This is a genomic window from Alcanivorax sp. DSM 26293, assembly GCF_900107995.1.
Lineage (GTDB): Bacteria > Pseudomonadota > Gammaproteobacteria > Pseudomonadales > Alcanivoracaceae > Alcanivorax.
The window spans coordinates 122,937-149,218 of record NZ_FNUM01000008.1 but is presented as its reverse complement, the minus strand read 5'-3'; the positions used below and the strand labels follow the sequence as shown (position 1 = coordinate 149,218).

The 26,282-nt window shown below is 58.4% G+C and carries 22 protein-coding genes and 1 tRNA gene; 21 read left to right on the top strand and 2 right to left on the bottom strand.

Annotated elements, in window-relative coordinates; genetic code table 11:
• The first annotated feature begins 371 nt into the window (after positions 1–371).
• The 10 genes from C4S63_RS14395 to C4S63_RS14350 all read left to right on the top strand — a co-directional run bounded on the left by C4S63_RS14395 (position 372) and on the right by C4S63_RS14350 (position 10,252).
• A complete protein-coding gene (locus C4S63_RS14395) occupies positions 372–1,139 on the top strand; it encodes a hypothetical protein (protein WP_062817847.1) in 768 nt (255 codons plus the stop codon).
• 401 nt (positions 1,140–1,540) lie between these two features.
• Positions 1,541–1,774 carry a bacterioferritin-associated ferredoxin gene (locus C4S63_RS14390; protein WP_082844720.1) on the top strand — a complete coding sequence of 78 codons (234 nt, stop codon included), beginning with the start codon at positions 1,541–1,543 and terminating at the stop codon, positions 1,772–1,774.
• Positions 1,775–1,910: 136 nt separating this feature from the next.
• Positions 1,911–2,390: a bacterioferritin gene (gene bfr, locus C4S63_RS14385; RefSeq protein ID WP_062817846.1), complete on the top strand. Its 480-nt coding sequence runs from the start codon at positions 1,911–1,913 to the stop codon at positions 2,388–2,390.
• A gap of 90 nt (positions 2,391–2,480) precedes the next feature.
• A tRNA-Arg gene (locus tag C4S63_RS14380) sits at positions 2,481–2,557 on the top strand.
• A 314-nt stretch (positions 2,558–2,871) separates the two neighbouring features.
• Positions 2,872–3,117: an OadG family protein gene (locus C4S63_RS14375; RefSeq protein ID WP_103918001.1), complete on the top strand. Its 246-nt coding sequence runs from the start codon at positions 2,872–2,874 to the stop codon at positions 3,115–3,117.
• A gap of 13 nt (positions 3,118–3,130) precedes the next feature.
• Positions 3,131–4,927 (top strand): sodium-extruding oxaloacetate decarboxylase subunit alpha, encoded by a 1,797-nt coding sequence (gene oadA, locus C4S63_RS14370; protein WP_103918000.1) that lies wholly within the window; start codon positions 3,131–3,133, stop codon positions 4,925–4,927.
• A complete protein-coding gene (locus C4S63_RS14365; RefSeq protein WP_103917999.1) occupies positions 4,920–6,218 on the top strand; it encodes a sodium ion-translocating decarboxylase subunit beta in 1,299 nt (432 codons plus the stop codon). The genes oadA and C4S63_RS14365 overlap by 8 nt, the downstream gene beginning before the upstream one ends.
• A 256-nt stretch (positions 6,219–6,474) precedes the next feature.
• Positions 6,475–7,473: a DUF5924 family protein gene (locus C4S63_RS14360; protein WP_103917998.1), complete on the top strand. Its 999-nt coding sequence runs from the start codon at positions 6,475–6,477 to the stop codon at positions 7,471–7,473.
• A 485-nt stretch (positions 7,474–7,958) separates the two neighbouring features.
• Positions 7,959–9,752: an ATP-binding protein gene (locus C4S63_RS14355; RefSeq protein ID WP_103917997.1), complete on the top strand. Its 1,794-nt coding sequence runs from the start codon at positions 7,959–7,961 to the stop codon at positions 9,750–9,752.
• Between the two features lie 101 nt (positions 9,753–9,853).
• A complete protein-coding gene (locus C4S63_RS14350) occupies positions 9,854–10,252 on the top strand; it encodes a hypothetical protein (protein WP_103917996.1) in 399 nt (132 codons plus the stop codon).
• On the opposite strand, the gene C4S63_RS14345 is transcribed toward C4S63_RS14350, so the two are convergent.
• The gene (locus C4S63_RS14345; RefSeq protein WP_235000032.1) at positions 10,249–11,400 is read right to left on the bottom strand and encodes a YbfB/YjiJ family MFS transporter; all 1,152 of its coding nucleotides are present in this window, start codon (positions 11,398–11,400) and stop codon (positions 10,249–10,251) included. The genes C4S63_RS14350 and C4S63_RS14345 overlap by 4 nt on opposite strands.
• A gap of 584 nt (positions 11,401–11,984) precedes the next feature.
• Between C4S63_RS14345 and C4S63_RS14340 the strand changes: the two genes are divergently transcribed.
• From C4S63_RS14340 to C4S63_RS14295, 11 genes are all read left to right on the top strand, one after another.
• Complete coding sequence (locus C4S63_RS14340; protein ID WP_103918039.1) at positions 11,985–13,358, top strand: CmpA/NrtA family ABC transporter substrate-binding protein; 1,374 nt, start codon at positions 11,985–11,987, stop codon at positions 13,356–13,358.
• Positions 13,359–13,385: 27 nt separating this feature from the next.
• Positions 13,386–14,387: an ABC transporter permease gene (locus C4S63_RS14335; RefSeq protein ID WP_063508973.1), complete on the top strand. Its 1,002-nt coding sequence runs from the start codon at positions 13,386–13,388 to the stop codon at positions 14,385–14,387.
• A gap of 17 nt (positions 14,388–14,404) precedes the next feature.
• Entirely contained in the window at positions 14,405–15,244 is an 840-nt protein-coding gene (locus tag C4S63_RS14330; protein ID WP_103917994.1) for an ABC transporter ATP-binding protein, read from the top strand.
• A gap of 294 nt (positions 15,245–15,538) precedes the next feature.
• The gene (locus C4S63_RS14325) at positions 15,539–16,717 is read left to right on the top strand and encodes an alginate export family protein (RefSeq protein ID WP_103917993.1); all 1,179 of its coding nucleotides are present in this window, start codon (positions 15,539–15,541) and stop codon (positions 16,715–16,717) included.
• A 45-nt stretch (positions 16,718–16,762) separates the two neighbouring features.
• The gene (locus tag C4S63_RS14320) at positions 16,763–18,745 is read left to right on the top strand and encodes an FAD-dependent oxidoreductase (protein WP_103917992.1); all 1,983 of its coding nucleotides are present in this window, start codon (positions 16,763–16,765) and stop codon (positions 18,743–18,745) included.
• Between the two features lie 10 nt (positions 18,746–18,755).
• Positions 18,756–20,090: a cytochrome c3 family protein gene (locus C4S63_RS14315; RefSeq protein WP_235000031.1), complete on the top strand. Its 1,335-nt coding sequence runs from the start codon at positions 18,756–18,758 to the stop codon at positions 20,088–20,090.
• Positions 20,091–20,137: 47 nt separating this feature from the next.
• Positions 20,138–20,719 carry a DUF3365 domain-containing protein gene (locus C4S63_RS14310; RefSeq protein WP_103917990.1) on the top strand — a complete coding sequence of 194 codons (582 nt, stop codon included), beginning with the start codon at positions 20,138–20,140 and terminating at the stop codon, positions 20,717–20,719.
• A 62-nt stretch (positions 20,720–20,781) separates the two neighbouring features.
• Entirely contained in the window at positions 20,782–21,189 is a 408-nt protein-coding gene (locus tag C4S63_RS14305; protein WP_103917989.1) for a globin family protein, read from the top strand.
• A gap of 172 nt (positions 21,190–21,361) precedes the next feature.
• Complete coding sequence (locus C4S63_RS14300) at positions 21,362–21,949, top strand: ANTAR domain-containing response regulator (RefSeq protein WP_035246751.1); 588 nt, start codon at positions 21,362–21,364, stop codon at positions 21,947–21,949.
• Between the two features lie 130 nt (positions 21,950–22,079).
• Positions 22,080–22,226 (top strand): hypothetical protein, encoded by a 147-nt coding sequence (locus C4S63_RS17400; RefSeq protein WP_160052778.1) that lies wholly within the window; start codon positions 22,080–22,082, stop codon positions 22,224–22,226.
• Positions 22,227–22,493: 267 nt separating this feature from the next.
• A complete protein-coding gene (locus C4S63_RS14295) occupies positions 22,494–23,666 on the top strand; it encodes a CmpA/NrtA family ABC transporter substrate-binding protein (protein ID WP_103917988.1) in 1,173 nt (390 codons plus the stop codon).
• A 204-nt stretch (positions 23,667–23,870) separates the two neighbouring features.
• On the opposite strand, the gene metE is transcribed toward C4S63_RS14295, so the two are convergent.
• The gene (gene metE, locus C4S63_RS14290) at positions 23,871–26,162 is read right to left on the bottom strand and encodes a 5-methyltetrahydropteroyltriglutamate--homocysteine S-methyltransferase (RefSeq protein ID WP_103917987.1); all 2,292 of its coding nucleotides are present in this window, start codon (positions 26,160–26,162) and stop codon (positions 23,871–23,873) included.
• Positions 26,163–26,282 lie beyond the last annotated feature (120 nt).

Here is a 26,282-nt window from a genome sequence, read left to right as displayed (position 1 = left end):
TTTCTTTTCCCTGTTTCGCAATGTCACCGTTGCCGTACATCTTTGTGCCAACACCCTGTGCCGATCGATGATGTTGCCATGGTGCATTGAATGATCTCCATCGCGATTTTATTTAATAAAACGGCCCAAAAGTGCAGAAAATATTCCTGACGGCTTTTCAGATGTGCCTGTCCGGCTGACTGAGGAGGGCCGGAAAATGTTTTTTAAGAAACAGAAAAGGAATCAAAAAAGCGATGTCAGCAAATACGAAAAGCGGTAAATGAAAAAAACAAAAACGAATTGGTCAAATAATGTACCAACTGATTTTTTTTTATGCTATTTTTCGAATTGTCGCAGTACTGATGACAACGCCATAGCTTAGGAGATCAATCATGGCTCGAGCAAAGAAAGCCGCCGCTAAAAAAACTGCGGCGCGTAAGCCCGCAGCAAAGAAGGCAACCGCTGCCAAGGCACCGGCTCTGCCGAAGTCCGTCACTAATGCCGAATCCAAGGTGAAGCTGCAGCAGAAAGCCGTGGACCAGGCGCAGAAAAAAGCTGAACAGACACAGACCAAACTGGACAAGCACCGCGCCAAGATCGATACCGAAAATGGCAAGCTGTCGAAAATGCGCGCTGACCTTGCTGCCAAGCGCGATAAGGCGAAGGCGTCTTCCACCGCTGCCGCCAAGCGTGCAGTGGATACAGCACGTGGTCGCATGAATACCGCTCGTTTGAAACTGCAGGATCTGCGTGGTGAAGCCAAGCTGATTCGTGCTGAAATCCAGGCGTCCAAGAAAGTGGTCACCCGTGAGGTGAAAAAGCTCCGTACCGCTGAGCGCAATCTGAAGACCAAGTTGCGCGAACACGAGCGCAAACTGGCGAAGAAAGCCAAAGCTGAGCAGAAAAAAGCCGAGCAGAAAGCGAAGGCCGCTGCCAAGAAAGCAGCAGCCAAAGCCAAGCGCGCGGTAAAGAAAAAAACCACCACGCGTAAAAAGGCGGCTACCCGCAAGGCTCCTGCCAAGAAAGCTGCCACCCGTAAGGCGCCTGCCAAGAAAACCGCAGCCAAGCGCAAGCCCGCTGCCAAAAAAGCGGCCGCTCGCAAGACACCGGCCCGCAAGAAAGCGGCCAGCAAGCGTCCAGCGGCCAAGAAATCGTCCTGATCCCCTGATCCGGACTTTCTGAAAAAAGCCCCGCCATCGCGGGGCTTTTTTTGTCGAAATACCAGGGTCTTTCCAATCCGTAGGGTGCAGTTCGCCTTAGGCTCAGTGCACCCTACGCAATCGGTGGCGGTCAGGGGGCTCCCCCTGGCTCCTTGTCCTGAGTCACCGCCAGCCTTCCTTATGCCTGTCCCGGGCAGCCCCAATCAGGTCTCCTCGGGCCACTCCCGTTGATCTCTACGGTGTGTCCCCTTAAGAGGGGAGAGGCTAAGCAAAAAAATGCCCAATGACCGGCCTGACCACGACGAAGTGCTGGCAGGCCAATGATTCCTTATCTGAAAGCAGTTGATAATGATTCGCGTTAGGGTTAGCATGCCCACTAGAGATTGAGGGATGGCATTCTTATGTACGTATGCATTTGTAAGGGCATTACTGACAACCATATACGGGAAGCGGTCGGCAACGGCTGCGACAGCCTGCGTGATCTTCGTCGGGAACTTGGGGTTGGAAGTCAGTGTGGTAAATGTGCCCGTCATGCCCGCCAAGTGATGCGTGAAGCCCGTAGCGCAGACGAGGCACCCTCCTTCTCGCACCCTTCCTCTGATGGTGTGGTGGTCTACTGGCCCCAAACCGCATAACTAATCGTTCTCATTTACATAAGCGCTTGTATTGCAAGCGCTTTTTTGCATTCCTGCCTTGTCTCTGTCATCTGCTTGCTGAACAATGGGGGTTAACCCAAGTTTAGACACAAGTTCATCGGACGGAGACAACCCCATGAAAGGCGACGCCAAGGCGATTGAGTACCTGAACCGGGCACTCGGCAACGAGCTCGTGGCCATCAACCAGTACTTCCTGCATGCCAAAATGTACAAGGACTGGGGCCTCCAGGCGCTGTATGAAAAGGAATACCACGAGTCCATCGATGAAATGAAACACGCGGACTGGCTGGTAGAGCGTATTCTCTTTCTGGAAGGCATCCCCAACCTGCAGGACCTGGGCAAGCTGATGATTGGTGAAAACACCAAAGAGATGCTCGAGTGCGACCTCAAGCTGGAAAAGATGGCGGTACCGGACCTCCGCGAAGGCATCGCCTACTGCGAATCCATTCAGGATTACATCAGCCGTAACCTGCTCAAGGACATCCTGGAATCCGAGGAAGAGCACATCGATTGGCTGGAAACCCAGCTCAGCCTGATCAACCTGGTGGGCATCGAAAATTACCTGCAAAAACAAATGGAAACCGCAGAAGACTGATTGCTGAAGTTTTAAGCGACTGGCGCTTGACTCCCAGCAGGGCTTTCGGAATAATGCGCAGCCTCTCGGGGCGATACAGCAACGAGACATGCACCGGTAGCTCAGTTGGATAGAGCAACTGGCTACGAACCAGTAGGTCGGGGGTTCGAATCCTCCCCGGTGCGCCATATCCCTAAAAGGGCCCGCTAATCAGCGGGCCCTTTTTCGTTTCAGCCAGAAAAAATAAACACGCCTCAAGGTATGAAGCCGGCGGCCTGGCCCGCTGACCCGCATGAATTGATCAAATTGATCACCCTTGTTGTACTCAAGCCTCATTGCAGATTGTCGACAATCCCTCTACATTCCCAGAAATCGACGAGAGATAATCGGAAATATCCCGAATACCACCCGGGAGCCTTCCGGGCGCCTGCTGACACGGCGGGCTGGCCCGCTCTCGCCCGCGGTAATGCAAACCGCCACCGGAACCGTAAAGGAGTGTTCCATGAACACACTGATGGCCCAGGGCCTGGAGCTCATGCTGGTCGGCATGGGCGTAGTCTTTACCTTTCTGATTATTCTCGTGGCCGTGACATCCCTGATGTCCGCACTGGTAAAACGCTTCGGGCAAGCGCCAGCCGTGAGTCCCGCCGCGACAACCACCGCAGCACCCGCCGGAGACATGCCGTCCCCCGCGTTGATCAAGGCCATTGAAAAGGCGGTGCGTCAGCACCGGCAGTCCCAGCAATAACCGGAATTTTTCCATGAGTGATCTCAAGCCTCTGGGCATCACCGATGTGGTGCTGCGCGACGCGCATCAGTCCCTCTTCGCCACACGCATGCGTCTGGACGACATGCTGCCCATTGCCGCAGAACTGGACGACATTGGATTCTGGTCCCTGGAATCCTGGGGCGGCGCCACCTTTGATGCCTGCATCCGTTATCTGGGCGAAGACCCCTGGGAGCGTATCCGCGAGCTGAAAAAGGCCATGCCCAACACGCCGCAACAGATGTTGCTGCGCGGACAGAACCTGCTGGGCTACCGCCACTACGCCGACGATGTGGTCGACGCCTTTGTGGAACGCGCCGCCGAAAACGGCGTGGACGTGTTCCGGGTGTTCGATGCCATGAACGACATGCGCAACATCGAGCGCGCCATCGCCGCCGTCATCAAGCAGGGAAAACATGCACAGGGCACCATCGCCTACACCGTCAGCCCGGTGCATACCCTGGATATGTGGGTAGAGCAGGGCAAGGTGATCGAACAGATGGGCGCCCACTCCGTGGCCATCAAGGACATGGCCGGCCTGCTGCGCCCCAATGTGGCCTTTGAGCTGGTCAGCCGCCTCAAGCAGACGCTGTCCATTCCGGTGCACATGCAGTGCCATGCCACCACCGGGCTGTCCACTGCGACTGCACTGAAAGCGGCCGAGGCCGGCATTGATAATGTGGACACCGCCATCTCGTCCATGTCCATGACCTACGGCCACAGCCCCACCGAGTCCGTGGTGGCCATGCTGGAAGGCACAGACCGTGACACCGGCCTGGATTTGAAAAAACTCAATCGTATCGCTGGCTACTTCCGTGAAGTGCGCAAGAAGTACGCGAAATTCGAGGGCAGCCTGCGCGGTGTGGATGCGCGCATCCTGGTGGCCCAGGTGCCCGGTGGCATGCTCACCAATATGGAAAGCCAGCTGAAAGAGCAGGGCGCCACCGACCGCTTCGACGAAGTGCTGCAGGAAATTCCCGCCGTGCGCGAAGACCTGGGCTTTATTCCCCTGGTCACGCCCACCTCCCAGATCGTTGGCACCCAGGCAGTGCTCAATGTGCTATCGGGTGAGCGCTACAAGGCACTGAGCAAGGAAACCCGTGGCGTACTGCGCGGCGAATACGGCGCGGCGCCGGCAGCCTTCAATCCGGAATTGCAGGCCCGTGCCCTGGACGGTGATGAGCCTGTTACCTGCCGCCCCGCCGACCTGATCGATGACGAAATGGACAGCCTGATCCGTGAAGTGGAAACCCTGGCCAGCGAGAAAGGGCTGCAACTGGCGGACGGCAAGCGCCGCATCGATGATGTGCTTACCTATGCGCTGTTTACGCAAATCGGCCTGCGGTTTCTGGAGCATCGTGGCGACCCCTCGGCGTTCGAGCCGGTACCCGACGGCAAGGCGTTGCCTGTGGCCGGCAACAGCGACGGTGTTTATACCGTGGAAGTGGAGGGTCGGGAATACACCGTCAAAGTCAGTGACGGTGGCGACGTGACCGGCATCAAGGCCCTGGGCGGAAGCGCAGGGGCTGGCCAGCCCAACTCGCCGGTGGTCCACAACCCGTCCCAGAGCACACCGATCCCGGCGCCCCTGGCGGGCAATATCTTCAAAGTGCTGGTGAAGCCCGGTGACCGGGTCACCGAAGGGCAGAAGATCATGGTGCTGGAAGCCATGAAAATGGAAACCGACGTGTCCAGCCCGGAAGCGGGCATCGTCACCGAGATGGCGGTGAAAGAGGGTGATGCGGTTACGGTCGGCCAGACCCTGATTAGCCTGGAGCCTGCCCATGGATAAACTGGAGACGCTCTGGCACAGCACCGGCCTGTTTCATCTGTCCGGGGGCCAGCTGATCATGCTGCTGGTCTGCCTCGGCCTGCTATGGCTGGCCATCAGCAAGAAATTCGAGCCGCTGCTGTTATTGCCTATCGGCTTTGGTGGCCTGCTGGCCAACATCCCCGTGGCCGGGCTGGCGGAATCCGCCATCAGCCAGGCCATGCACTTCGGCAGCCAGGATCTGCTCGCCAGCATGGCCCAGGTGCTGGGCATGGATGCGGATGCCGGGCGAGAAGCGCTCTATAAAGCCGCTGAAGGCGCCGGGCCGGCCGTACAGGACCAACTCCACCACCTGGCGCAAAAAGCCAACTACGGCGACGGCATCCTCTACCTGATCTACACCGTGGGCCTGATGACCGGCATCTTCCCGCTGCTGATCTTCATGGGCGTAGGCGCCATGACCGACTTCGGCCCGCTGCTGGCCAACCCGCGCACCCTGTTGCTGGGGGCCGCGGCCCAGTTCGGTATCTTTGCGGCCCTGTTGGGGGCGCTGGCGCTGAACTTCCTGGGTATGGAATTCTCCCTGGCTGATGCGGCGGCCATCGGCATCATCGGCGGCGCGGATGGCCCCACCTCCATTTACGTGACCACCAAGCTGGCCCCGGAACTACTCGGCGCCATTGCCGTGGCGGCTTATTCCTATATGGCGCTGGTGCCGATCATTCAGCCCCCCATCATTCGCGCCCTGACCACCGCCAAGGAACGCACCATCAAGATGGAGCAGCTGCGCCCGGTGAGCCAGACGGAAAAGATTCTCTTCCCCATTCTGCTGCTGGTGCTGGTGGCGTTGGTATTACCCGATGCGGCGCCGCTGCTGGGCATGTTCTGCCTGGGTAACCTGATGAAGGAATCCGGCGTGGTCAGCCGTCTGGTGGACACCACCAGCAATGCGCTGATCAATATCGTCACCATCATGCTGGGCCTGGCGGTGGGCGCAAAACTCAGCGCCGAACAGTTCCTGGTCATGGAAACCCTGGGCATCCTGGTGCTGGGCCTGGTGGCCTTCATGATCGGCACCGCCACCGGCGTGCTCATGGCCAAGTTGCTCAACCGCCTCAGCCACCACCCGGTGAACCCCATCATCGGCGCCGCTGGCGTCTCCGCCGTGCCCATGGCCGCCCGCGTGGCCAACAAGGTGGGCCTGGAAGCCAACCCCCACAACTTCCTGCTCATGCACGCCATGGGCCCCAACGTAGCCGGCGTCATCGGCTCCGCCGTCGCCGCCGGCGTCCTCCTCAACTTCGCCGGCTAACCCGCGCGGCCCCAGGCCGCGCTGCTCCAACCTTTCTATACCCACCCTGTAGGAGCTCCTCTCGAGGTGCGAACCGCGCTCGCGCGGAAATCGCCCGCAGGGCGATCAGGCACACCCGATCCCTCCACTACCTTCTTCATACACAAAAACGTGATTCTTACCTCAATAGGCGACCAACGGCCCGCTGATCTACAGTCACCGGGAACCCCAACGCCTATAGTACGTCGAACAGCCAAACCTCAACGGAGCGACACCCTTGCCACCCGCCCTGCAAACCCTGACCGACAAGCTCTACCAGATCCGCCACCTGTGGGCGGTGATCAGCTTTGCACTGGGCCTTTCCAGTTACTTTCTGGTGGAACGCCAGCCCTGGCTGGCCGCGGTGCTCACCGGCTTTCTGGTACTGAGCTGGCTGCTCCTGCTCACCGAAGGGCTTTGGCAACGGCGCCTGGCCGGCACCGCTATGGAGGGTATGTCCCAGGGCATGCTCAAACTGCTGCTGCAGGCCGTCCACCAGGAAGCCTTCTTCTTCAGCCTGCCGTTCGTGCTGCTGCAATGGTCCGGTGGAGCGGAATACATCTTCTTCACCACCCTGGTGATCAGTGCCGCCCTGGTCAGCATCATCGACCCGCTTTACTTCTGGCTGGCACGACACCGGGCCCTGTACTTCGGCTTCCACGCCTGGGCACTGTTTGTGGCCCTGCTGGTACTGCTGCCGCTGATCTTCCACTGGAGCACGGATTCCGCACTCACCTGGGCCGGCTGGCTCACGGCCCTGTTTGCGCTGCCCAGCTTCTGGCGCTTCGGTGGGCCGCGAAAATGGTTTCGCTGGGCGGGTTTGCTGGCCGTGTCCTGTGTGATCGCCCTGGCGCCACGCTGGCTGGCACCCCTGGTGCCACCGCTGACCCTGTCCCTGGAAGAGCGCGCCATGGCCCTGTCCTTCAACCGCGAGCAACGCCAGCCATTGGTGACCGGGCAAAGCTTCACCAGCGACGAAGTCACCGCCGGCCTCTATGCCTACACCGCCATCAAGGCGCCGTTGGGCCTGGGACAGGAGATTTACCATTACTGGTTTCAGAACGGTGAGCAGATCGACCGGATTCCCCTCAAACTCTACGGCGGCCGCGACTCCGGCTTTCGCACCTGGTCCCACAAACGCCATATCCCGGTGCCCTCACAAGGCCGCTGGCGAGTGGAAGTGCGCACCGCCGACAACCAGATCATCGGCGTCATGCGCTTCACCATCACACCCTGAGTCCAGCGGCTCCCCAGCCGCTCCTTACTCCCACTCCCTTCAACGCCTCAACCCCCACCAGCCCTCGTTGGAGCCTTGCTCGCAAGGCGAAGGGGCTGAAGTCACTGCCGTGCCTTCACGAGTCCCTACACCTTCGCAAACCAGGCCCAGTGGTTTATTCAGACCCTTTGGGCCATACCTCTCCAAACGGTGATCCCCTATATGCCGTGCTCAAAAGAACGAGCCATATCTTTGTAGGATATGGCTTACAGAAAATGCTAAACGGTTGATATAGAGTGGTTTTCAGTACGGGGTGAGATCGGGGGAAGTCAGGAAATAGGCCGCTTCTTCGAGTTTTGTCAAACGAGGTGGGTTATTGTTTTTACTATAAGAGACCTGATGGTCTTGCGAATTTCTGTGTTTCTCCCGAAAGTCATAAAAGAATTATGTCGAAAAAAGATAGGTCGAATCGTTCGACTGAATACGCTTTTCAATAGGAAATTAGAATGGGTTCAGATAAGCAGAAAGCAAAATTTTCCTTTTCACCAAGGATTTTGGATCACTTGGGTATATCTGCATATAACAGTGTTCAAAAGTGCCTAGCTGAGCTTGTTGCGAATTCATACGATGCAGATGCTAAAAAAGTGTCCATCGAAATCCCAGATGTCATTGATGAAAATGCACTAATTGTCATTGAAGATGATGGCTCGGGCATGGATGCAACACAATTAAAAGAAAAGTTTTTGCATATTGGGCGTGATCGAAGAGAGGGTGGAGATCGGAGCGCTGGCGGTCGGCTTATCATCGGCAGCAAAGGCATAGGAAAACTAGCCGGTTTCGGTATTGCATCCCGGATAAAGCTCAGCACAAGAAAAGACGGCAAACAGTTTACGATTACTATAGATAAGAGTGACCTTGAAGACATATCTGAACTTTCTACTCACGAATTTGATATTACAACTGTTGATACAAAGAAAGATAACGGAACCGTCATAGAATTATTGCAACTGCATAGTGGCCTACAGCTTCCCGCTGAAGATGTGGTTAGGCGCCATATTCACAGGGTGATGCCTGCCGCGAAAGATTTCACAATTACCGTCAATGGCGTCGAATGCACAGCGGAAGACGTGCATGGTGAGCGTAGTGATTTTTCGCAAGATGTAGAAGGGGTGGGTCAAGTAACCGGTTTTTATGTGATTGCAAATAAACGGCAAAATAATCCTGGGTTAGCGGTAAGAGTCCGCGGAAGAATTGTTCAAGAGCCGTCATTGTTTGGGCTAGATACACGAACTCACGGTTTCTTTACTGCAGAGAAAGTTGTCGGAGAGATTAATGCCGAATTTTTGGATCCTGAAGGACAATCAGGTGAGAGACACGATCTTATAAAGACTTCGAGGGATGGTTTTCTTGAAGACTCAGAATTGGTAAAGAGATTTAATGATTGGGCGAAAGAGTTCATAAAAAAAGTAATTCAAGGTGTCGACGAAAAGGAAACCAAGAAACGAACAGATATCCTGATGGAGCAGCCTGAGATAAAGGATCGGCTAGATGCTTTACCTGCCCACATAAGGAGCACAGCTTCTGCAGTCGTTAAAGAGCTTATCAGAAAACTTAAAACAGCCTCAGATGACGATGCCACAAAATTGGTGGAGTGGGTTTTAAGATACTACGAGTCTAATGTTTTGAAGGAACTAATGCATGCGATAGCTTCGGCAGATATGCATGAAGCTGAAAGGTTGGCTGACCTTGTAAGCCAGTGGGGCCTTACCCAATTAAACAGCGTGGCAGGGATAGTAGATACACAAATAAAAATAATCGAGCGTTTAGAAGAATTGGTCGCTTCAGATAAGGCTTATGAAATAGACCTTCACAAACTCGTTGAATCAAATTTATGGTTAATTCAAGAGGGTCTTGAGCTTTGGTCATCAGATAAGCCGCTAAAGACATTGCTCGATGGGAAGATTGATAAGATATATGAAGAACGCAAAGAACTAAGACCCGACCTTATATGTAGGTCTAGGGATTCTGGAAGTAATGCAGTTATTATAGAGTTTAAGCGTCCAAAAGAAAAAATAAAGATGGAACATATAACTCAGGCCCTCGAATACGAAGGTTTGATAACGCGCCACCGACCAAATATCAGTTTTGAAACATATGTGATCGGAAGGGAATACGATCCTTCAGTTTTGTCAGTCAGAGAAAAGCAAAGTAAAGCGGGGCTGTACCTTTGGTCTTTCGAGGAAGTCCTGCAACGCTCTCGCGCCCGATTTGAGGAAATCCTCAAGATCCTCGGAAGGTGATAGCCTCTTTGAACAAGTGCGTCAACGGGATCGGATTTCCGCTGACGCTCCAAACCGGCCCGTTACGCTGGCGGTAAGGCAAAGCATAATCCGTATTCCAAATGCGACTGATAAAACCTGCTCTCGTCTACTTTATCCTGATCTTCGCCACAGGCTTTGCCCTGGCCATGATCCGCATTCCCTTTCTGGTGCCGCGACTTGGGGAGCGCTGGGCTGAGCTGGTTGAATTGCCTTTTATGATGCTGGCCAGTTTTCTGGTGGCCCGCTGGCTGGTGCAGCGATTTAAGTTGGTGACGGTGATGCAGTGTATGGGCACTGGCCTGCCGGCCCTGTTGATGATGCTCAGTGCCGAATTGGCGGTGATGCGGTTTCAAGGACAGAGCCTGGGCGAGTATCTGGCCGGACGCGACCCGGTATCTGGTATGGCCTATCTCTTTTCTTTGCTGCTGTTTGCGGCCATGCCGTTGCTGGTACGCCAGCAGGCAGTGAACCGGCTCTAAAACCGCACCTTCCCCAACGGCACCAACAACACCGCCGCCCCGATCAACGCCGCCGCCGCCCCCAGCAACCCGGGCGAAAAACTCCCGCTACTTTCCAGCAACCGCGCTGTCACCACCGGCCCCAGTATCTGCCCGACCCCATAGCAGGCCGTTAGCGCTCCCAGGGCGGCGCTGGCGGCGTGGGGGGCCAGCTGGCGGCCGCAGTACATGCTCAGGGCGACCACGGCGGTGAAGGTGCCGCCCACCAGCAGGCCGCTGACGACCAGCCCGGTGAGCCCCGGTAACCAGGCGGGGGCGCTGACGCCCAGGGCCTGAACCACCAGTGCGGCCATAAGCGCGTTGCGTTCGCTGGTGTGGCTGGCCAGTTTGCCCCACAGCAGGTTGGCGGGCACGGCGGCCAGGCCCACGGCCAGCCAGGTATAGAAGGCGGCACTGTCCAGGCCCGGTAGTTGGGCTTTGGCGATTACCGGCAGGTAGGTGGTGCTGGTGATGTAGCCGAACCCGGCCAGGGTATAGCTGGCGATCAGAAAGCCCAGGGCGGAGCGGTTCACCGGCGCCCGTTCGTGCTGGCTGTGTTTGGCGTGGGGCAGGGCGGGGATACGGCGTAGCAGTGGCAGCAGGACCAGGGCCAGGGCGCCGCAGGCCAGCCACATGGTGGCGTAGCTGCCGCGCAGGCTTTCTATAAGGGCAACGGTGAGGGCGGCGATGCTGATGCCCAGGCCGATGCCCGCATAGTGAATATTGCCCAGCCGGGCACGCAGATGATTGGGCATGGCGCCCAGCACCAGGGCGGAACCGTTGACCATGATGATGGCGCTGGCCACCCCGGCCAGAAAGCGGTTGATGGCCCAGGGGGTGAAGGTGGTGCTCAGGCCCATGAGCAGGCTGGTGATGACACTTGCCCACAGGGCCAGCCAGAACGCGGTGCGGGCCCGGTGGGCGGGTACTGCCATGGCGAGCATGGCACCGGCCAGGTAGCCGCCGTAGTTGATGGCCGCCAGGTAGCCGCCGCTGATGGCGGTGAGGGAGGTCTCGGCGATCATGTCGGGCAGGGCCGGGGTGAACAGGAAGCGGCCAATGCCCAGGGCAATCACCAGACTGAAGGCGCCGGCGATGGCGGTGAGCAGGTGATCTCTGTCTGTGTTCATCAACACGATTCCGTTTTGTCTGCTGCCAGGGCTGGTGCCATTCGCCTGCAGGCAGGCTCCTACTATGTCTTTAGCGATTGTGGATCTGTGCCACCACCGCAATGGAGCGCGCAGCCTAACAGGCTGTGCCGTGTTCGGCTTCATCATTCGAATGATGTTCATTATTCATCGCAGTGATAAATGCGGCCTTGGTCGAAGGCAGTGCGTGCTTTTTTCACCAGGGCAGGGCAAAACGCGGGGTTTTTGGCGAAGACAATGAGCGGCACCGAAACCGTGATGCATTTTGGTGAGAAAGCCCTGACTCACAACAGTGCCTGCTGAGCGAAAACCGGGCGTTGATGTGGAGTCGGTTTGTGCCTGATATCGCTAACCCCATGAAAAATCAGTCTTTTAAAAACTGGCACAGCATTTGCCTTAAGACAGGGTAAGCACAACCACTGCGTTGTGCGCGAGATAACCATCTGTGTGGTCAACGGCGACCGCACTCCGATGCGAGCAAAGGCGCTCAAAGATTCCTGCCAATGGTGGCGGGACGCTTTGAGCGCTTTTTTTATGCCTGCAAAAAACGGGCAGAAGAGGGAAGGATGATGAAAGGTTTCAAGAAAACATTTCGTGGTGTGCTGGCTGCGATGACACTGGGCCTGTCAGCCACGTCCGTGGCGGACGATGCGGTGGGCTGGCCGGAAAAGGCCGACCTGAAGTTCGGCTTTATCAAGTTGACGGATATGGCCCCGCTGGCCATCGCCTACGAGAAAGGCTACTTCGAGGAAGAAGGCCTGTTCGTGACCCTGGAAGCCCAGGCTAACTGGAAGGTGTTGCTGGACCGGGTGATCGACGGTCAGCTGGATGGGGCTCACATGCTGGCCGGGCAGCCGCTGGGGGCGACCATCGGCTACGGGACCGAAGCCCATATTATTACTGCCTTCAGCATGGACCTGAACGGCAACGGCATCACCGTTTCCAATTCCGTCTGGGAAGAAATGAAAAAGCATATTCCCAGCAAGGATGGCAAACCGGTGCATCCGATCAAGGCCGATGCCCTTAAACCGGTGGTAGAGCAATACAAGGCCGACGGTAAGTCTTTCAAAATGGGCATGGTGTTTCCGGTGTCCACCCATAACTACGAGCTGCGTTACTGGCTCGCCGCTGGCGGCCTGAACCCGGGCTACTATGCGCCGCACAAGGGCGATACCAGCGGCCAGTTGCAGGCGGATGTGTTGCTGTCGGTGACGCCGCCACCGCAAATGCCCGCTACCCTGGAAGCCGGCACCATTCATGGCTATTGCGTGGGTGAGCCCTGGAACCAGCAGGCCGTGTTCAAGGGCATCGGTGTGCCGGTGATTACCGATTACGAAATCTGGAAAAACAATCCGGAAAAAGTCTTCGGGGTCAGCAAGTCCTGGGCGGAGGAATACCCCAACACCCATATCCGCGTGGTCAAGGCGATGATCCGTGCCGCCAAGTGGCTGGACGAGAACGACAACGCCAATCGTCCGGAAGCGGTGAAGATCCTATCCCAGCCGAACTATGTGGGGGCGGATTATGACGTGATCGCCAACTCCATGACCGGCACCTTCGAATACGAAAAAGGCGACAAGCGTGAGGTGCCGGATTTCAATGTGTTCTTCCGCTACAACGCTACCTACCCGTTCTACTCCGATGCGATCTGGTACCTGACACAGATGCGCCGTTGGGGCCAGATCAGCGAGTCCAAGCCGGATAGCTGGTACATGGATATCGCCAAGAAAGTCTATCGCCCGGACATCTATGCCCAAGCGGCCAAGTCACTGATCGCCGAAGGCAAAATCCCTGCGGACGAATTCCCGGATTTCGCCACCGAAGATGGTTTCAAACCACCGCAAAAAGGCTTTATCGACAACATCAGCTATGACGGTCGCAAGCCGAACGAGTATCTGGCGAAGTTTCCGATCGGCCTGAAAGAGGGCGACGCGCTTTAAGCGCTCGCCACCTGAGGAGAAGCAATCATGGTGACCCTGACTTTCCCAACCTGGATGGAACCCTACCGTGCATTGGCTACCGGCAAGATGACCGGTGACCAGTGGCAGGCCCTGCTTCGTCAGTTGATATGGCCGGTGATGGGGATCGCGATCTTCCTGTTGCTCTGGCAACTGGCCGCTCAGCGGATCGACACCTCGCTGGGCCAGTTCCCTGGACCGGTTGATGTCTGGGAGCAGGCAGGGTCTCTGGTGGATGAACATCAGGCGTCCCGTGCCAAGGAAGTGGCGTTTCACGAACGCCAGGAAAAGTACATTGCCGCCCGGTTGCAGCAGCAGCCGGAGTGGGAGCCGGTTTACCGGGATTACACCGGTGCGCCGACCTTCTTTGATCAGATCGGAACCAGCCTGATCACGGTGATGAGTGGCTTCCTGCTGGCGTCATTGATTGCCATTCCTCTGGGCATCGTGATCGGTTTGAGCAGTACTGCCTACGCGGCCATGAATCCACTGATTCAGCTGTTCAAACCGGTCTCGCCGCTGGCCTGGCTGCCGCTGGTGACCATGGTAGTGAGCGCGGTGTATGTGACGGATGATCCGATGGTGGCCAAGTCCTTCCTGACATCCATGTTCACGGTGTCATTGTGCTGTCTGTGGCCGACATTGATGAATACCTCAGTGGGTGTGACATCGGTTAGCCAGGATCTGGTCAACGTGTCCAAAGTGCTTCGGCTCAATGCACTGAGCCATGTCCGCAAGATCGTGCTGCCTTCTGCATTGCCGATGATGTTCACCGGTTTGCGCTTGAGTCTGGGGATCGCCTGGATGGTGCTGATCGCCGCAGAAATGCTGGCGCAAAACCCGGGCCTGGGAAAATTCGTCTGGGATGAATTCCAGAACGGCAGTTCCCAATCCCTGGGCCGGATCATGGTGGCGGTGATCGTCATCGGCCTGATCGGTTTCCTGCTGGATCGCCTGATGCTGATGCTGCAGCGCGCGCTGGTGTGGGACAAATCTTCCGTGCAGCGCTAAAGGATAGGAGAAACGACATGAAAGCCTTACTGGAGCTCTCCAACGTCGGCATGAAGTTCGACACGCCGAAAGGCACGTTCGAAGCGTTGAAAGATGTGAATCTGAAAATTGATGCCGGTGAATTCGTCTCGCTGATCGGCCACTCCGGCTGCGGGAAATCCACAGTGCTCAATATCGTCGCCGGCCTGTTACAGGCCACCGATGGCGGTGTGATTCTGGACAAGCAGGAAGTCACCGAACCCGGCCCGGAGCGGGCGGTGGTATTCCAGAACCATTCGCTGCTGCCGTGGCTGACGTCGTTCGAAAATGTGGAGTTGGCGGTCAAGCAGGTGTTCAAGAAAACCAAGTCGAAAGCCGAGATTCGTGACTGGGTGGAACATAACCTGGAGCTGGTGCATATGGCCCATGCCATGCACAAGAAGCCGGACGAAATTTCCGGTGGCATGAAGCAGCGCGTGGGCATCGCCCGGGCCCTGGCCATGCAGCCCCAGGTGCTGCTCATGGATGAACCCTTTGGTGCGCTGGATGCGCTGACCCGTGCCCACCTGCAGGATTCCCTGATGGAGATCCATGCTCAGCTGGGTACCACGGTGATCATGATTACCCATGATGTGGATGAGGCGGTGTTGCTGTCCGACCGCATTGTGATGATGACCAATGGGCCCTCAGCCACCATCGGCGAGATTCTGGATGTGAACGTGCCGCGTCCACGGGACCGACTGGCCCTGGCCGACGATCCCACCTTCGTCCGTTGTCGTCAGCAGGTGCTGCAATTCCTGTACGAGAAACAACGCAAGGTGGAGCCATTGCCCAAGCGTGAAAGCGTCAAGGCCGAAGCGGATCGCAAACGGGCCTGACCGTCTGCTCTATAAGCATTTCAGGGTTGGGGGGCTTTTCGTCATGCAAGCATGACTTCCCACAAAAAGCGCCCGACCCCCACACAGACATTGGAAGGACAGGGGGGGGTTGTGGGAGAGGATGCTTGCATCCCGAAGAGGCGGCCAAGGTTCATATCGCCCGCTGACGATTACGACAAACCGGATCAAAACCCCGCTTTTTTTGGCGCACCGAAAGCGGGAACGGGGGAGGTGCGCATGACATTCGAGAGATCCATTTTTATTTGGGAAGTTAACTTGCTGAGGAAGAAGACCATGAAACATTCTGCCATTGCCGCCGGCGTCATCCTGTCCACGCTCGGCTTTTCGGGGGCGGCTCACGCCGAAGACGATGCGTTTATCACCGCGTTGAAAGCTGGCAAACCGCTGCTGAATCTGCGCTTGCGCCATGAGGAAGTGGATAGCGACGGTGCCGCAGAGGATGCCCAGGCACTCACCCTGCGCACCCGTCTGGGTTACCAGAGCGGCACGTTGCACGGTTTTGATGTGTTGGGGGAGTTTGAAGACACACGCATTGTCGGCAAGGTCGACAACTTTGCGCCGCATATGGCTGGCTACCCGGTGATCGCCGATCCGGAAGTCACCGAGCTTAATCGCGCCGCAGTGCGTTATACCGGCAGCGATGCGCTCGACGGTCTGGTGGCCACCTATGGCCGTCAACGCATTATCTACGACAACGCCCGCTTCGTCGGTAACGTGGGCTGGCGTCAGGACGAGCAGACCTTTGATGGCGCCAAGCTGGATTACGGCACCGGTGATTTTTCTTTCTCAACGGCCTATCTCACCCAGGTAAACGGCATTACGCCCAAGTTCGATGCCAATGTGTCCAATACCCTGTTCAACGCCAGCTGGGCTGGTGCGCCGGGGGGATCCCTCACCGCCTACGGTTACCTGCTGGAAACCGATAACGTGCCCGATTCCGATAACGACACCTACGGTTTGCGCTATGCCGGTGCCTTCGATCTGGATGCCGTAAAGCTGCTTCTCACCCTGGAAGGCGCCCGCCAAGAGGTGGAAGCCGGCGATACCGACTACGTCTTCGCCGAAGTGGGCGTAGAAATGGCCGGGGTCACCGTGAAAGTGGCACAGGAAGTGCTGGGCTCTGATGACGGACTGGTGGCCTTCCAGACCCCGCTGGCCACCAAGCATGCCTTCAACGGTTGGGCGGACCAGTTCCTGGTAACCCCGGCGGATGGCCTGAAAGACAGCTTTGTCAGCGTCGGCACCAAACTGGCCGGATTCAAGCTGGCGGCGGTGTATCACGACTTCCAGGCCGAAGAGGGCAGCAGTGACTACGGCACGGAAACCAACCTGCTGGTGGCTCGCCCCATCGGCAAGCACTACGTGGTGGGCCTGAAATACGCCGACTACAGCGCCGATGATTTCGGCTCGGATACACAAAAGCTGTGGGCCTGGGCAGAGCTGAAACTCTGATCCTGACTTCAGCAACCTTCATCAAAACCGTTACGGAGGTGAAAGGTGGAAGCACGGCAGTTTTTCCCTGACAGCGAGATTCCGCAAAGCGAAACCGAGCGGCCATTGATCATTGTCGGCAATGGCCCGGCGGGCATGCAGTGTCTGGTGGAGCTGCGCCGTCGTGGCGTTACCACGCCGGTCAAGCTGTTCGGCCAGGAAGACTGGGCGCCCTATGATCGCGTCAAGCTGTCCACCTTTTTGTCCGGTTCCACCGGTTTTGATGATCTGACCAACCTGCCCGCCGAACTGGATGCGAACGTGGAGCATCTGGTGGGGCGGGCCATTATTGCAATCAACCCGGCGCGACGCTGGGTTGAGGACAGCCTTGGGCAACGCCATCACTACGGTCGTTTGGTACTGGCGCTGGGGAGTGAAGCCCATATTCCCGGTATTCCCGGCGCCGAACTTTCCGGTGTGCTGCGTTTTCGCGATATGGATGATGCCCAGGCACTGATGGCACGCCGGCTGCGTAGCACTCATACCGTGGTGATCGGAGGTGGCCTGTTGGGCATTGAGGCCGCCCATAGTCTGTGCCGTTTTGGTACCAAAGTTACCCTGATACAACACGCCGACCGCTTGATGAACCGGCAACTGGATTCAGAAGCCGCCGACATGGTGGCCGACAACCTCGCCAGCGCGGGAGTGGATGTACGCCTGCTTGCCCGGGTGAAACGTGTGGAAGGTGTGGAGCGGGTGGAAGGGGTGCGCCTGGCAGACGATCAGTTGCTGCCCTGTGACACCGTGGTGTTTGCCACCGGCATTGCTCCGCGCACGGCGCTGGCCCAACGGGCGGGCATCACCGTGGCCAGTGGTATTCGCGTCAATGCGGGTATGCAGACATCCAACCCCTATATCTATGCGGTAGGAGAGTGCGCCCAGTTTCAGGACCGGGTGTGCGGGCTGGTTATGCCAGCCCTGCAACAGGCTCGGGTGGCAGCGGCCAATCTGGCCGGGGAAGCGGTCAGCTACATGCCGGTGGCGGACAGCACCTGGCTCAAGGTGCTGTCGCTGGAAGTCTTCAGTGCCGGCCTGTTCAGTGATGAAGAGCGTGGCCTGGTGCATCGCACTCTGGTTTATCGCGACCGTGAAAAGGGCATCTATCGCGCGCTGATGGTGCGTACCGGGCGGGTGGTCGGCACGGTATCGGTGGGGCCCTGGCCGGAACGTCAACAGGTGCTCAATCGCATCCGCGATGGCAAGCGCCTGTGGCCCTGGCAGGTCGGCCGCTTTGTACTGACGGGAAATCCGGGTGACAGCAACGACCAATCCGTGGGGCAGTGGCCGACTGCGACGGTGGTGTGCCAATGCCGTGGCCTGACCCGGGGGCAGTTACAGGAATATCTGGATCGCGGCGTCACCGCGGTGACGGATCTGAAGCAGGCGAGTGGAGCTGCCACTGTCTGTGGCGGTTGCGAGCCGCTTCTGGACAGCCTTTGTGGCGGGCAGGGCGCTGCCAAACGGAGTGTGCCCGGCGGTCGAAGCCTGGCCATTATTGCCGCCCTGTCTGCTGTTTTCCTGGGGGTCGCGTTATGGCTTCCGCCACCGATGCCGGCCACCTCGGTATTGGAAATGGGGTTCTTCGAGCTGGTTTCCCGCAACCCTCTATGGCGACAGTGGAGTGGCTATGCGGTGCTGATCGCTTCACTGCTTTTACTGCTGATGTCATTGAAAAAGCGCTTTCCTGGTTTGCCGATGGGGGGATTCAGCGGGTGGCGTATTGCCCATGCCGCGCTCGGGGCGATGGCGCTGGCGCTGCTTTACGGGCACACCGGTTTTTCCCTGGGGGACAACCTGAATCGCTGGCTGATGCTGAGCTTTCTGGGCGTGGGAATAGTGGGGATGACGGCAGCCCTGTTGACCCGGTTGCAGGGCTCGGTTCCGGCCATGGGGCGGCTGCGTCAGGGCAGTACCTGGTTGCATATTCTGGTGTGCTGGCCGCTACCTGCGCTGCTGGTGTTTCACATCCTGTCTGCGTACTACTTCTAGGGGAATGCCTGTGGGGAAGCCGGGGATCAAGACACTGTGGTGGGGGCTATGGCTGTTGGGGTCGCTGGCACTGGCGGCCTGGCTGGGCATGTCATTACTGGATAACGATGCTTCCAAGAGTGCCTTTCTTCCCGGTGCCATGACCCATGGCCATCACCAGATTGAGCTGCAATGCAGTGCTTGCCATGACGAAGGTTTCAATAGCCAGGAGGTGCTGCAAAACGCGTGTGTGAATTGTCATGGTGAGCAGCTTGCTGATGCCAGGGACTCACACCCGAAATCCAAATTCACTGACCCGCGCAACGCTAACCGGTTGGCCAATGTGGACGCCCGCTACTGCGTGTCCTGTCATGTGGAGCACCGGCCGGAGCTGGATGTGGGCATGGGAGTGACGTTGCCCATGGATATGTGTGTGCATTGTCATCAGGACATTGGCGAAGAGCGCCCCAGCCACCAAGGCATGGCATTCGATACCTGTGCCAGCGCCGGCTGCCATAACTTCCATGACAACCTGGCGCTCTATGAAGATTTCCTGCTCGCCCATGCCGATGAGCCCTGGCTCAGTGAGCGCCCCCGCCTGACTCCCCGCAACCTGGCCAGCCGGATGAGCGACGCAGATCTGGTTGCCCTGATACAAGGTTCCGGGACGCCGCCCGCAGACAAAACCGTGCCGGAGCACTGGGATGGCAACGCCCATGCGGAAGCCGGGGTGGCTTGTACCGCCTGCCATGGTGATGCCGATCAATGGGTCGACAAGCCAGCGCCGCTGCAGTGCGCCCAGTGTCATGAGCAGGAAAACGAGGGGTTCCTCCAGGGCCGGCACGGCATGCGACTGGCCATGGAGTTATCACCCATGACGCCATCGCAATCGGTGCTGAACATGCATGTGGAAGCCAGCCACCGGGAGCTAACGTGTATCAGTTGCCATGGTGCCCATGATTTCGACACCCAAAAAGCTGCCGTGGATAGCTGCCTGGGCTGCCACAACGATGAACACAGCAACGAATACCTTCGCTCCAGCCACCACCGATTATGGCAAGCGGAAAAACGCGGCGAGCTGCCCCCTGGTAGTGGCGTGACCTGCGCCACCTGCCATATGCCCCGGGAAACCCATGGCGATGATGTGCTGGTGCAACACAACCAGAGCCTGACCCTGCGTCCGGTAGAAAAAATGATTCGCCCAGTGTGCATGCAATGCCACGGGCTGGAATTCGCCATTGATGCGCTGGCTGATCCGCATCTGGTGGAAAAGAACTTTCAGGGCAAACCCGAACACCATGTGCCATCGGTGGATATGGCTGTGGAGCGGGACAAGGCCCGGGAAGGAAAGCGAGGACCGTACTGATACTGATGTTTCATTCAGAGGTTCCTGAACCTGAGGAGGTAACACCCATGCAATATTCAAGAACGTTGTTCGCTACAGCCTTGGCCACACTACTGTTAAGTGCCTGCGGAGGCGGCCAGGAAAGCAAACCTGCCGTCGGTATCGATCCACAGGTCTACACCGATTCCCTGTTCGCAGTGATGAACGCGGACCGCACCAATTACACCAAGATGATCATCGGGCGATTGGGCCCGGCGGGTGCTGACAGCATCAAACCCCATGAGTACTGGGAAGACCTGGAAAACGGCGCACCGCTGCCGGCGCAGATGTTCCGTTACGGGGCGGAAGCGGTGGCCGAGGTATCCAGTGATTTCTCCTATTCCTTGCAGTCACTGTGGCCCATCAATTCACAAAATGCGCCCAAAACAGAACTGGAAAAAGAAGGCTTGCAGTACATCGTCGATAACCCGGGCAAGAACTTTTACGGCACCGAGGCGCTTGGCGACACGACCTACTACACGGCGGTATACCCGGATGTGGCGGTGGCCGCCCCGTGCGCGGCTTGTCACAACAACCACAAGGACTCTCCCAAAACGGATTTCGAGCTGGGCGATGTGATGGGTGGCGTGGTGATTCGCGTACCCATGTAACCGTCAACACCCTGCTTGCACGCTGTGCGTGCAAGCACTTACCCAATAGCGGGAGAAAGACCATGACACCGGAACATATTGCGCGGGTGCAGGCCAGCTGGCAGCAAGTGGAAGGCATTGCCGATCAGGCGGCCGCCCTGTTTTATCAGCGCCTGTTTACCCAGGCCCCGGAACTGGAACCACTCTTCAAGGGCAACATGGAAGAGCAGGGCAAGAAACTGATGAGCATGATTGGTGTGGCGGTAAAGGGGCTCGACAGGCTCGATACCATTGTGCCCGCCGTCCAGAAGCTGGGTGAACGCCATAAGGATTACGGCGTTAAACCGGAAGATTACGACGCCGTGGCGCAGGCCTTGCTCTGGACATTGGCGCAGGGCCTGGGCGACGCCTTCGATGCCGACACAGAATCGGCCTGGACAGAGGCCTATACCTTGCTGGCCAGCACCATGATTGAGGCCGCGAACTACTGAGCCGCGAGGCGCCGTTTTGGCGCCGCAGAGTGCACCGCTATGGTGCGCTTTGCGGGGGGCTTTATGGTGAAAAAGGAATAGCAAACAAAAACAGTGGGTTAATAAACGAATGACTGGCACAACCGTTGCAAACCAATCCAGTAACACTCAATCCCCGGATGCTACCGACACTATGGCCCTGAAAATCATGCTGGTGGATGACCAGCCACCGCGCGCCGCCATTCTGGAGCGTGCCCTGATCGACGAAGGGCACGAGATCCTGTGTCGTCTGACCAGTGCTGCCGGGCTGGCGGAGAAGGTGCATTCCAGTAACCCGGATGTGGTGATCGTGGACATGGACGCGCCGGACCGGGACACCCTGGAAAGCATGGCCCTGGTGCAGCGGGATATGCCGCGCCCCATGGTCATGTTCTGCAACCAGGACGACGAGGATCTGATCGTGGCGGCCCTGCGTGCCGGCGTCAGTGCCTATGTGGCCGGGGAAACCGATCTGGCCCGGGTGCGTGGTGTGATGCGCGTGGCCACCGCCCGTTTCCGGGAATACCAGGCCCTGCGCGAGGAGCTGGAACAGACCCGCGAAGCGCTGGCAGAACGCAAGATCATCGAGCGGGCCAAGGGCCTGCTGATGCAACGCCGCCGCCTCAACGAGCAGGATGCCTACAGCACCCTGCGGCGCCAGGCCATGAATACCGGCCAGCCACTGATCCAGGTGGCCAGGTCGGTGCTGGATTATGCCGAGATGCTGAAAGCGCAGGGGTGATGGAATTGCCCAGCTTTCCCTGTGGGAGCGATGGTTCCATCGCGAATTTTTTTGCCCTTGAGCTGGGGGAGAGTCGCGGTCGCACCCGCAGAGCATAGTAAACGACCGGCCCCACAAAACTGGAGCGAGCATGAGAAGAGTGAGCCCATTGAGAAAATCGCGCAGCCTGATCGAGGCACCCACCAAAAAGGTATGGCGTGCTACACCGGCTGAAGGTGTTCAGGTGGTCAAGCGTCAGGTATCCAGCGTTCGCCGTCAGCCGCTGGCAGGCTGCTGAAAAACCCATTGCGAGCTCAGTCTTTCAGGCTGGCTCGTAATCTAGGCGCAATTTTGACGGTGTGTGTCCACCCATCGAGAAATTGCAACAACGAGTACGGGCCAGCCTGGAAGACCCGAAGGGCGCGGCCTGAAGCGCACATCTGCTGCGCATTGCCTCTAGGAAAGGGAACCACCCTGCCCGTCGAGACAAGACACAACAGCTGCACGCTTCAGGCCACGCTGAGTACGCAATGGGTTTTTCAGCAGCCTGCTAGGAGCCAACCCCATGAAAATCCGTATCGGCTATATGCCGCTGACCGACAGCCTGCCGCTGGTGGTAGCCCAGGAAGCGGGTTACTTCGCCGCCGAAGGGCTGGATGTGGAGCTGCAGCCGGAGTGGAGCTGGGCCAGCCTGCGTGATCGTTTGCTGGTGGGCCAGCTGGATGCGGCCCCCATGCTGGCGCCCATGATGATGGCCACGTCGCTGGGGCTGGGGTGCATCAAGAAGCCGTTGGCCACGGCCTTCTCCATGGGGCTGAACGGCAACGGTATTACCGTGTCGCCCATGTTGTTCCAGGGGCTGTGTGCCTTGTCTGAAGGACCCACGCCCAACGACATGGCCAGCGCCATGAACAAGCTGGTGGCAGCTCGCGCCAGTAGTGGTGAGGCGCCACTGGTGCTGGCGGTAGTGTTCCCGTTTTCCTGCCATGCCTATCAATTGCGTCACTGGCTGAGCGTGGCCGGGCTGGACCCGGATCACGACGTGAAGCTGGTGGTGCTGCCGCCGTCGCAGATGGTGGATCATCTGCGCATGGGGCATATCGATGGCTTCTGTGTGGGCGAACCCTGGAACAGCCTGGCGGCGCTCACCGGTGCCGGGCACTGCATTCTTTCCGGTTACCAGATCTGGGAAAACGCACCGGAAAAAGTGCTGGCGGTGTCCCGTGACTGGGTGGCCCGTAATCCCGGGCCTCATCGCGCTATGTTGCGGGCACTCTATAAGGCAGCTCGCCACGCCGACGAGCATCTCCTGGAGAGCCTGTCGCTACTGGCGCATCCGGCCTGGCTGGATGTACCGGCGGAAATCATTCGCGCACCGTTCAGCCAGCGCCTGCCCGGCGGCTTGACCGGGCAGCCGTTTCCGGCCCATCACTTTCATGTGTTCGCCGGTTTCCATGCGAATTTTCCCTGGCGATCTGACGCCCGTTTCCTGTTGGAGGAAATGCAGCGCTGGCGCCAATGCAGCCTGGAAGAAACCCAGACCTTTGCTGCCCAGTGCTACCGCACCGACCTGTTTCGCGATGCCCTGGCAGATCTCACCAGCCTGCCGCTAATGGACAGCAAACCGGACGAGCGCCACGCAGGCCACTGGCAATTACCCGGCGAACCCAAGCCGGTGGAGCTGGGTCCGGATCGGTTGTTGAAGGTGATTGAAGCGGAAGAGGAGGGTCAGAGTTGATCCTCGCCCCTTGGCAGGCGTCTGCAGGAGCGTCGCTCGCGGCGCGATAACCCAAACCAGGATCAAAAGCATTTTCACCACAGAGGGCACGGAGTACACAGAGAAAAAATTGTTTTTCCCTCAGTGATCTCTGTGTCCTCTGTGGTAAATCCGTCTTTTCAGGTTTTGGCTTATCGCGCCGCGAGCGACGCTCCTACGGGACGTTTAACCCGCCTCGCGCAGCTGCTTTGCGGCATCCACCATGTTGGCCAACGCGCCTTGGGTTTCTTCCCATTTGCGGGTTTTCAGGCCGCAGTCCGGGTTTACCCACAGCCGTTCTCTGGGCAGTCGCTCCGCGGCTTTTTCCATCAGTTGTACCATCCAGCCCACGTCCGGTTCATTGGGGGAGTGGATGTCGTACACGCCCGGACCAATGTCGTTGGGGTACTGGAAATCTCGGAAGGCATCCAGCAATTCCATGTTGGAGCGGGACGTTTCGATGGTGATCACGTCCGCATCCAGAGCGGCGATGGCCTCGATGATGTCGTTGAACTCCGAGTAGCACATGTGGGTGTGGATCTGGGTATCGTCGGCCACGCCCACGGTGGCCAGGCGGAAGCAGTCCACGGCCCAGTCAAGGTACTGGCCCCAGTCTGCCTTGCGCAGTGGCAGGCCTTCGCGCAGGGCGGGTTCGTCGATCTGGATCACCTTGATGCCGGCGGCTTCCAGGTCCTGCACTTCATCGCGCAGGGCCAGGGCGATCTGGCGACAGGTATCGGCGCGGGGTTGGTCATCGCGCACGAAGGACCACTGCAGGATGGTCACCGGCCCGGTGAGCATGCCTTTGACGGGTTTGTCGGTGAGCGACTGGGCGTATTGCGCCCACGCCACGGTCATCGCCTCGGGGCGCTGCACGTCACCGAAGATGATCGGCGGTTTCACGCAGCGGGAGCCATAGCTCTGCACCCAGCCGAAGCGAGTGAAGACAAAGCCGTCCAGTAGTTCACCGAAGTATTCCACCATGTCGTTACGCTCGGCTTCGCCGTGCACCAGCACATCCAGTTCCACCTCTTCCTGATAGCGGATGCAGCGGGCAATTTCCTGCTTCATCTGCTCGGTGTAGGAGGCGTCGTCCAGGCGACCGGTTTTCCAGTCGCGGCGGGCGGTACGGATTTCCCGGGTCTGCGGGAAGGAGCCGATGGTGGTGGTGGGGAAGGCCGGCAATTGCAGCGCTTGCTGTTGTTTGGCAATGCGCTCGGCAAAGGGGCTGTTGCGGTCGCGGGAGACGTTGCCGGCGTCAGCCAACCGCTTGCCCACTACCGGGTTATGGATACGATTGGACAGACCGCGGGCTTGCAGGGCGTCGCGTTGGGATTGCAGACCCGCATTGACGCTGCTGTCGCCGTCCAGGGCGCCGCCCAGTAGCGCCAGTTCCTGGAGTTTTTGTTTGGCAAAGCTGAGCCAGCTTTTCAGCTCGCTATCCAGCTTGTCTTCCTGATCCAGATCCACCGGGCTGTGCAGCAGGGAACAGGAGGGCGCCAGCCACAGGCGATCGCCCAGTTCGTTGCGCAGGGGGATCAGCGCATCCAGGGCGGCATCCAGATCGGTGCGCCAGATATTGCGGCCATTGATGTAGCCCAGCGACAGCACCTTGTCGCCCAGCCGCGGCACCACCTGACCAAGATCATCGTTGCCGCGTACCCGGTCCAGGTGCAGGCCATCCACGGGCAGTTCCAGAGCCGTGAACAGATTGTTTTCCAGGCCGCCGAAGTAGGTGGCCAGCAGCAGCTTGCAATCACTGGCGGCGGCGAGCTGATCATAGACACGCAGGTAGCTGCGTTGCCAGCTGTCGGGCAGGTCCAGCACCAGAATCGGTTCATCGATCTGTACCCATTCCACGCCCTGATCGGCGAACCGCTGCAGGATCTGGCGGTATACGGGGATCAGGCTGTCCAGCAGAGCCAGCTTGCTGTTGTCGTCGGCGCCATCGAAGCTATCGCCCTTGCTCAGGTAGAGATAGGTGAGCGGGCCGGGGATCACCGGCTTGGGGGCGTGGCCCTGGGCTTTGGCTTCTTCTACCTGCTCGAACAGGCTTTCCCGGGCAATGCGGAAGGTCTGGTCTGCCGCCAGTTCCGGCACGATGTAGTGGTAGTTGGTGTCGAACCATTTGGTCATTTCACAGGCTGCCGCCGGCGTGCCGGTGGGGGCCCGGCCCCGGGCCATGCGGAACAGGGTATCCAGGTTTACCGGTTGCTCGTTGTCCTGCTGGAAGCGGTGGGGTACCACGCCCAGCAGGCAGGAAAATTCCAGAATCTGGTCGTACCAGGCGAAATCGCCCACGGGTACCAGGTCCAGGCCGGCTTCTGCCTGCAGCGCCCAGTGTCGTTCGCGCAGGCTCTTGCCCACATGTTCCAGTTCGGTCTGTTGCAGATCGCCGGCCCAGTAGGCTTCCACGGCTTGCTTCAACTCACGGCGGGCACCAATACGGGGAAAGCCGAGGTTGTGGAGGGTGGTCATGCTGTCTTCCTTTCATGCAGAAATGGGGACACTGGCTGGCCTGCCATCAGGTGCCAGTGGGATTGGGGACTATTGTGGGGACAGGTGAAGTTGAGGCAAAATCAAATATCTAATTTTGAA

What these genes read in the sequence shown, in the direction of transcription:
- C4S63_RS14395 (WP_062817847.1), top strand. Translation starts at nt 372, where the DNA reads ATGGCTCGAGCAAAGAAAGCCGCCGCTAAAAAAACTGCGGCGCGTAAG.
- oadA (WP_103918000.1), top strand. Translation starts at nt 3,131, where the DNA reads ATGAGTGATCTCAAGCCTCTGGGCATCACCGATGTGGTGCTGCGCGAC.
- C4S63_RS14330 (WP_103917994.1), top strand. Translation starts at nt 14,405, where the DNA reads ATGAAAGCCTTACTGGAGCTCTCCAACGTCGGCATGAAGTTCGACACG.
- C4S63_RS14340 (WP_103918039.1), top strand. Translation starts at nt 11,985, where the DNA reads ATGATGAAAGGTTTCAAGAAAACATTTCGTGGTGTGCTGGCTGCGATG.
- C4S63_RS14375 (WP_103918001.1), top strand. Translation starts at nt 2,872, where the DNA reads ATGAACACACTGATGGCCCAGGGCCTGGAGCTCATGCTGGTCGGCATG.
- C4S63_RS17400 (WP_160052778.1), top strand. Translation starts at nt 22,080, where the DNA reads ATGAGAAGAGTGAGCCCATTGAGAAAATCGCGCAGCCTGATCGAGGCA.
- C4S63_RS14355 (WP_103917997.1), top strand. Translation starts at nt 7,959, where the DNA reads ATGGGTTCAGATAAGCAGAAAGCAAAATTTTCCTTTTCACCAAGGATT.
- metE (WP_103917987.1), bottom strand. Translation starts at nt 26,162, where the DNA reads ATGACCACCCTCCACAACCTCGGCTTTCCCCGTATTGGTGCCCGCCGT.
- C4S63_RS14300 (WP_035246751.1), top strand. Translation starts at nt 21,362, where the DNA reads ATGGCCCTGAAAATCATGCTGGTGGATGACCAGCCACCGCGCGCCGCC.
- C4S63_RS14335 (WP_063508973.1), top strand. Translation starts at nt 13,386, where the DNA reads ATGGTGACCCTGACTTTCCCAACCTGGATGGAACCCTACCGTGCATTG.
- C4S63_RS14345 (WP_235000032.1), bottom strand. Translation starts at nt 11,400, where the DNA reads ATGAACACAGACAGAGATCACCTGCTCACCGCCATCGCCGGCGCCTTC.
- C4S63_RS14310 (WP_103917990.1), top strand. Translation starts at nt 20,138, where the DNA reads ATGCAATATTCAAGAACGTTGTTCGCTACAGCCTTGGCCACACTACTG.
- C4S63_RS14305 (WP_103917989.1), top strand. Translation starts at nt 20,782, where the DNA reads ATGACACCGGAACATATTGCGCGGGTGCAGGCCAGCTGGCAGCAAGTG.
- C4S63_RS14390 (WP_082844720.1), top strand. Translation starts at nt 1,541, where the DNA reads ATGTACGTATGCATTTGTAAGGGCATTACTGACAACCATATACGGGAA.
- C4S63_RS14325 (WP_103917993.1), top strand. Translation starts at nt 15,539, where the DNA reads ATGAAACATTCTGCCATTGCCGCCGGCGTCATCCTGTCCACGCTCGGC.
- C4S63_RS14295 (WP_103917988.1), top strand. Translation starts at nt 22,494, where the DNA reads ATGAAAATCCGTATCGGCTATATGCCGCTGACCGACAGCCTGCCGCTG.
- C4S63_RS14365 (WP_103917999.1), top strand. Translation starts at nt 4,920, where the DNA reads ATGGATAAACTGGAGACGCTCTGGCACAGCACCGGCCTGTTTCATCTG.
- bfr (WP_062817846.1), top strand. Translation starts at nt 1,911, where the DNA reads ATGAAAGGCGACGCCAAGGCGATTGAGTACCTGAACCGGGCACTCGGC.
- C4S63_RS14350 (WP_103917996.1), top strand. Translation starts at nt 9,854, where the DNA reads ATGCGACTGATAAAACCTGCTCTCGTCTACTTTATCCTGATCTTCGCC.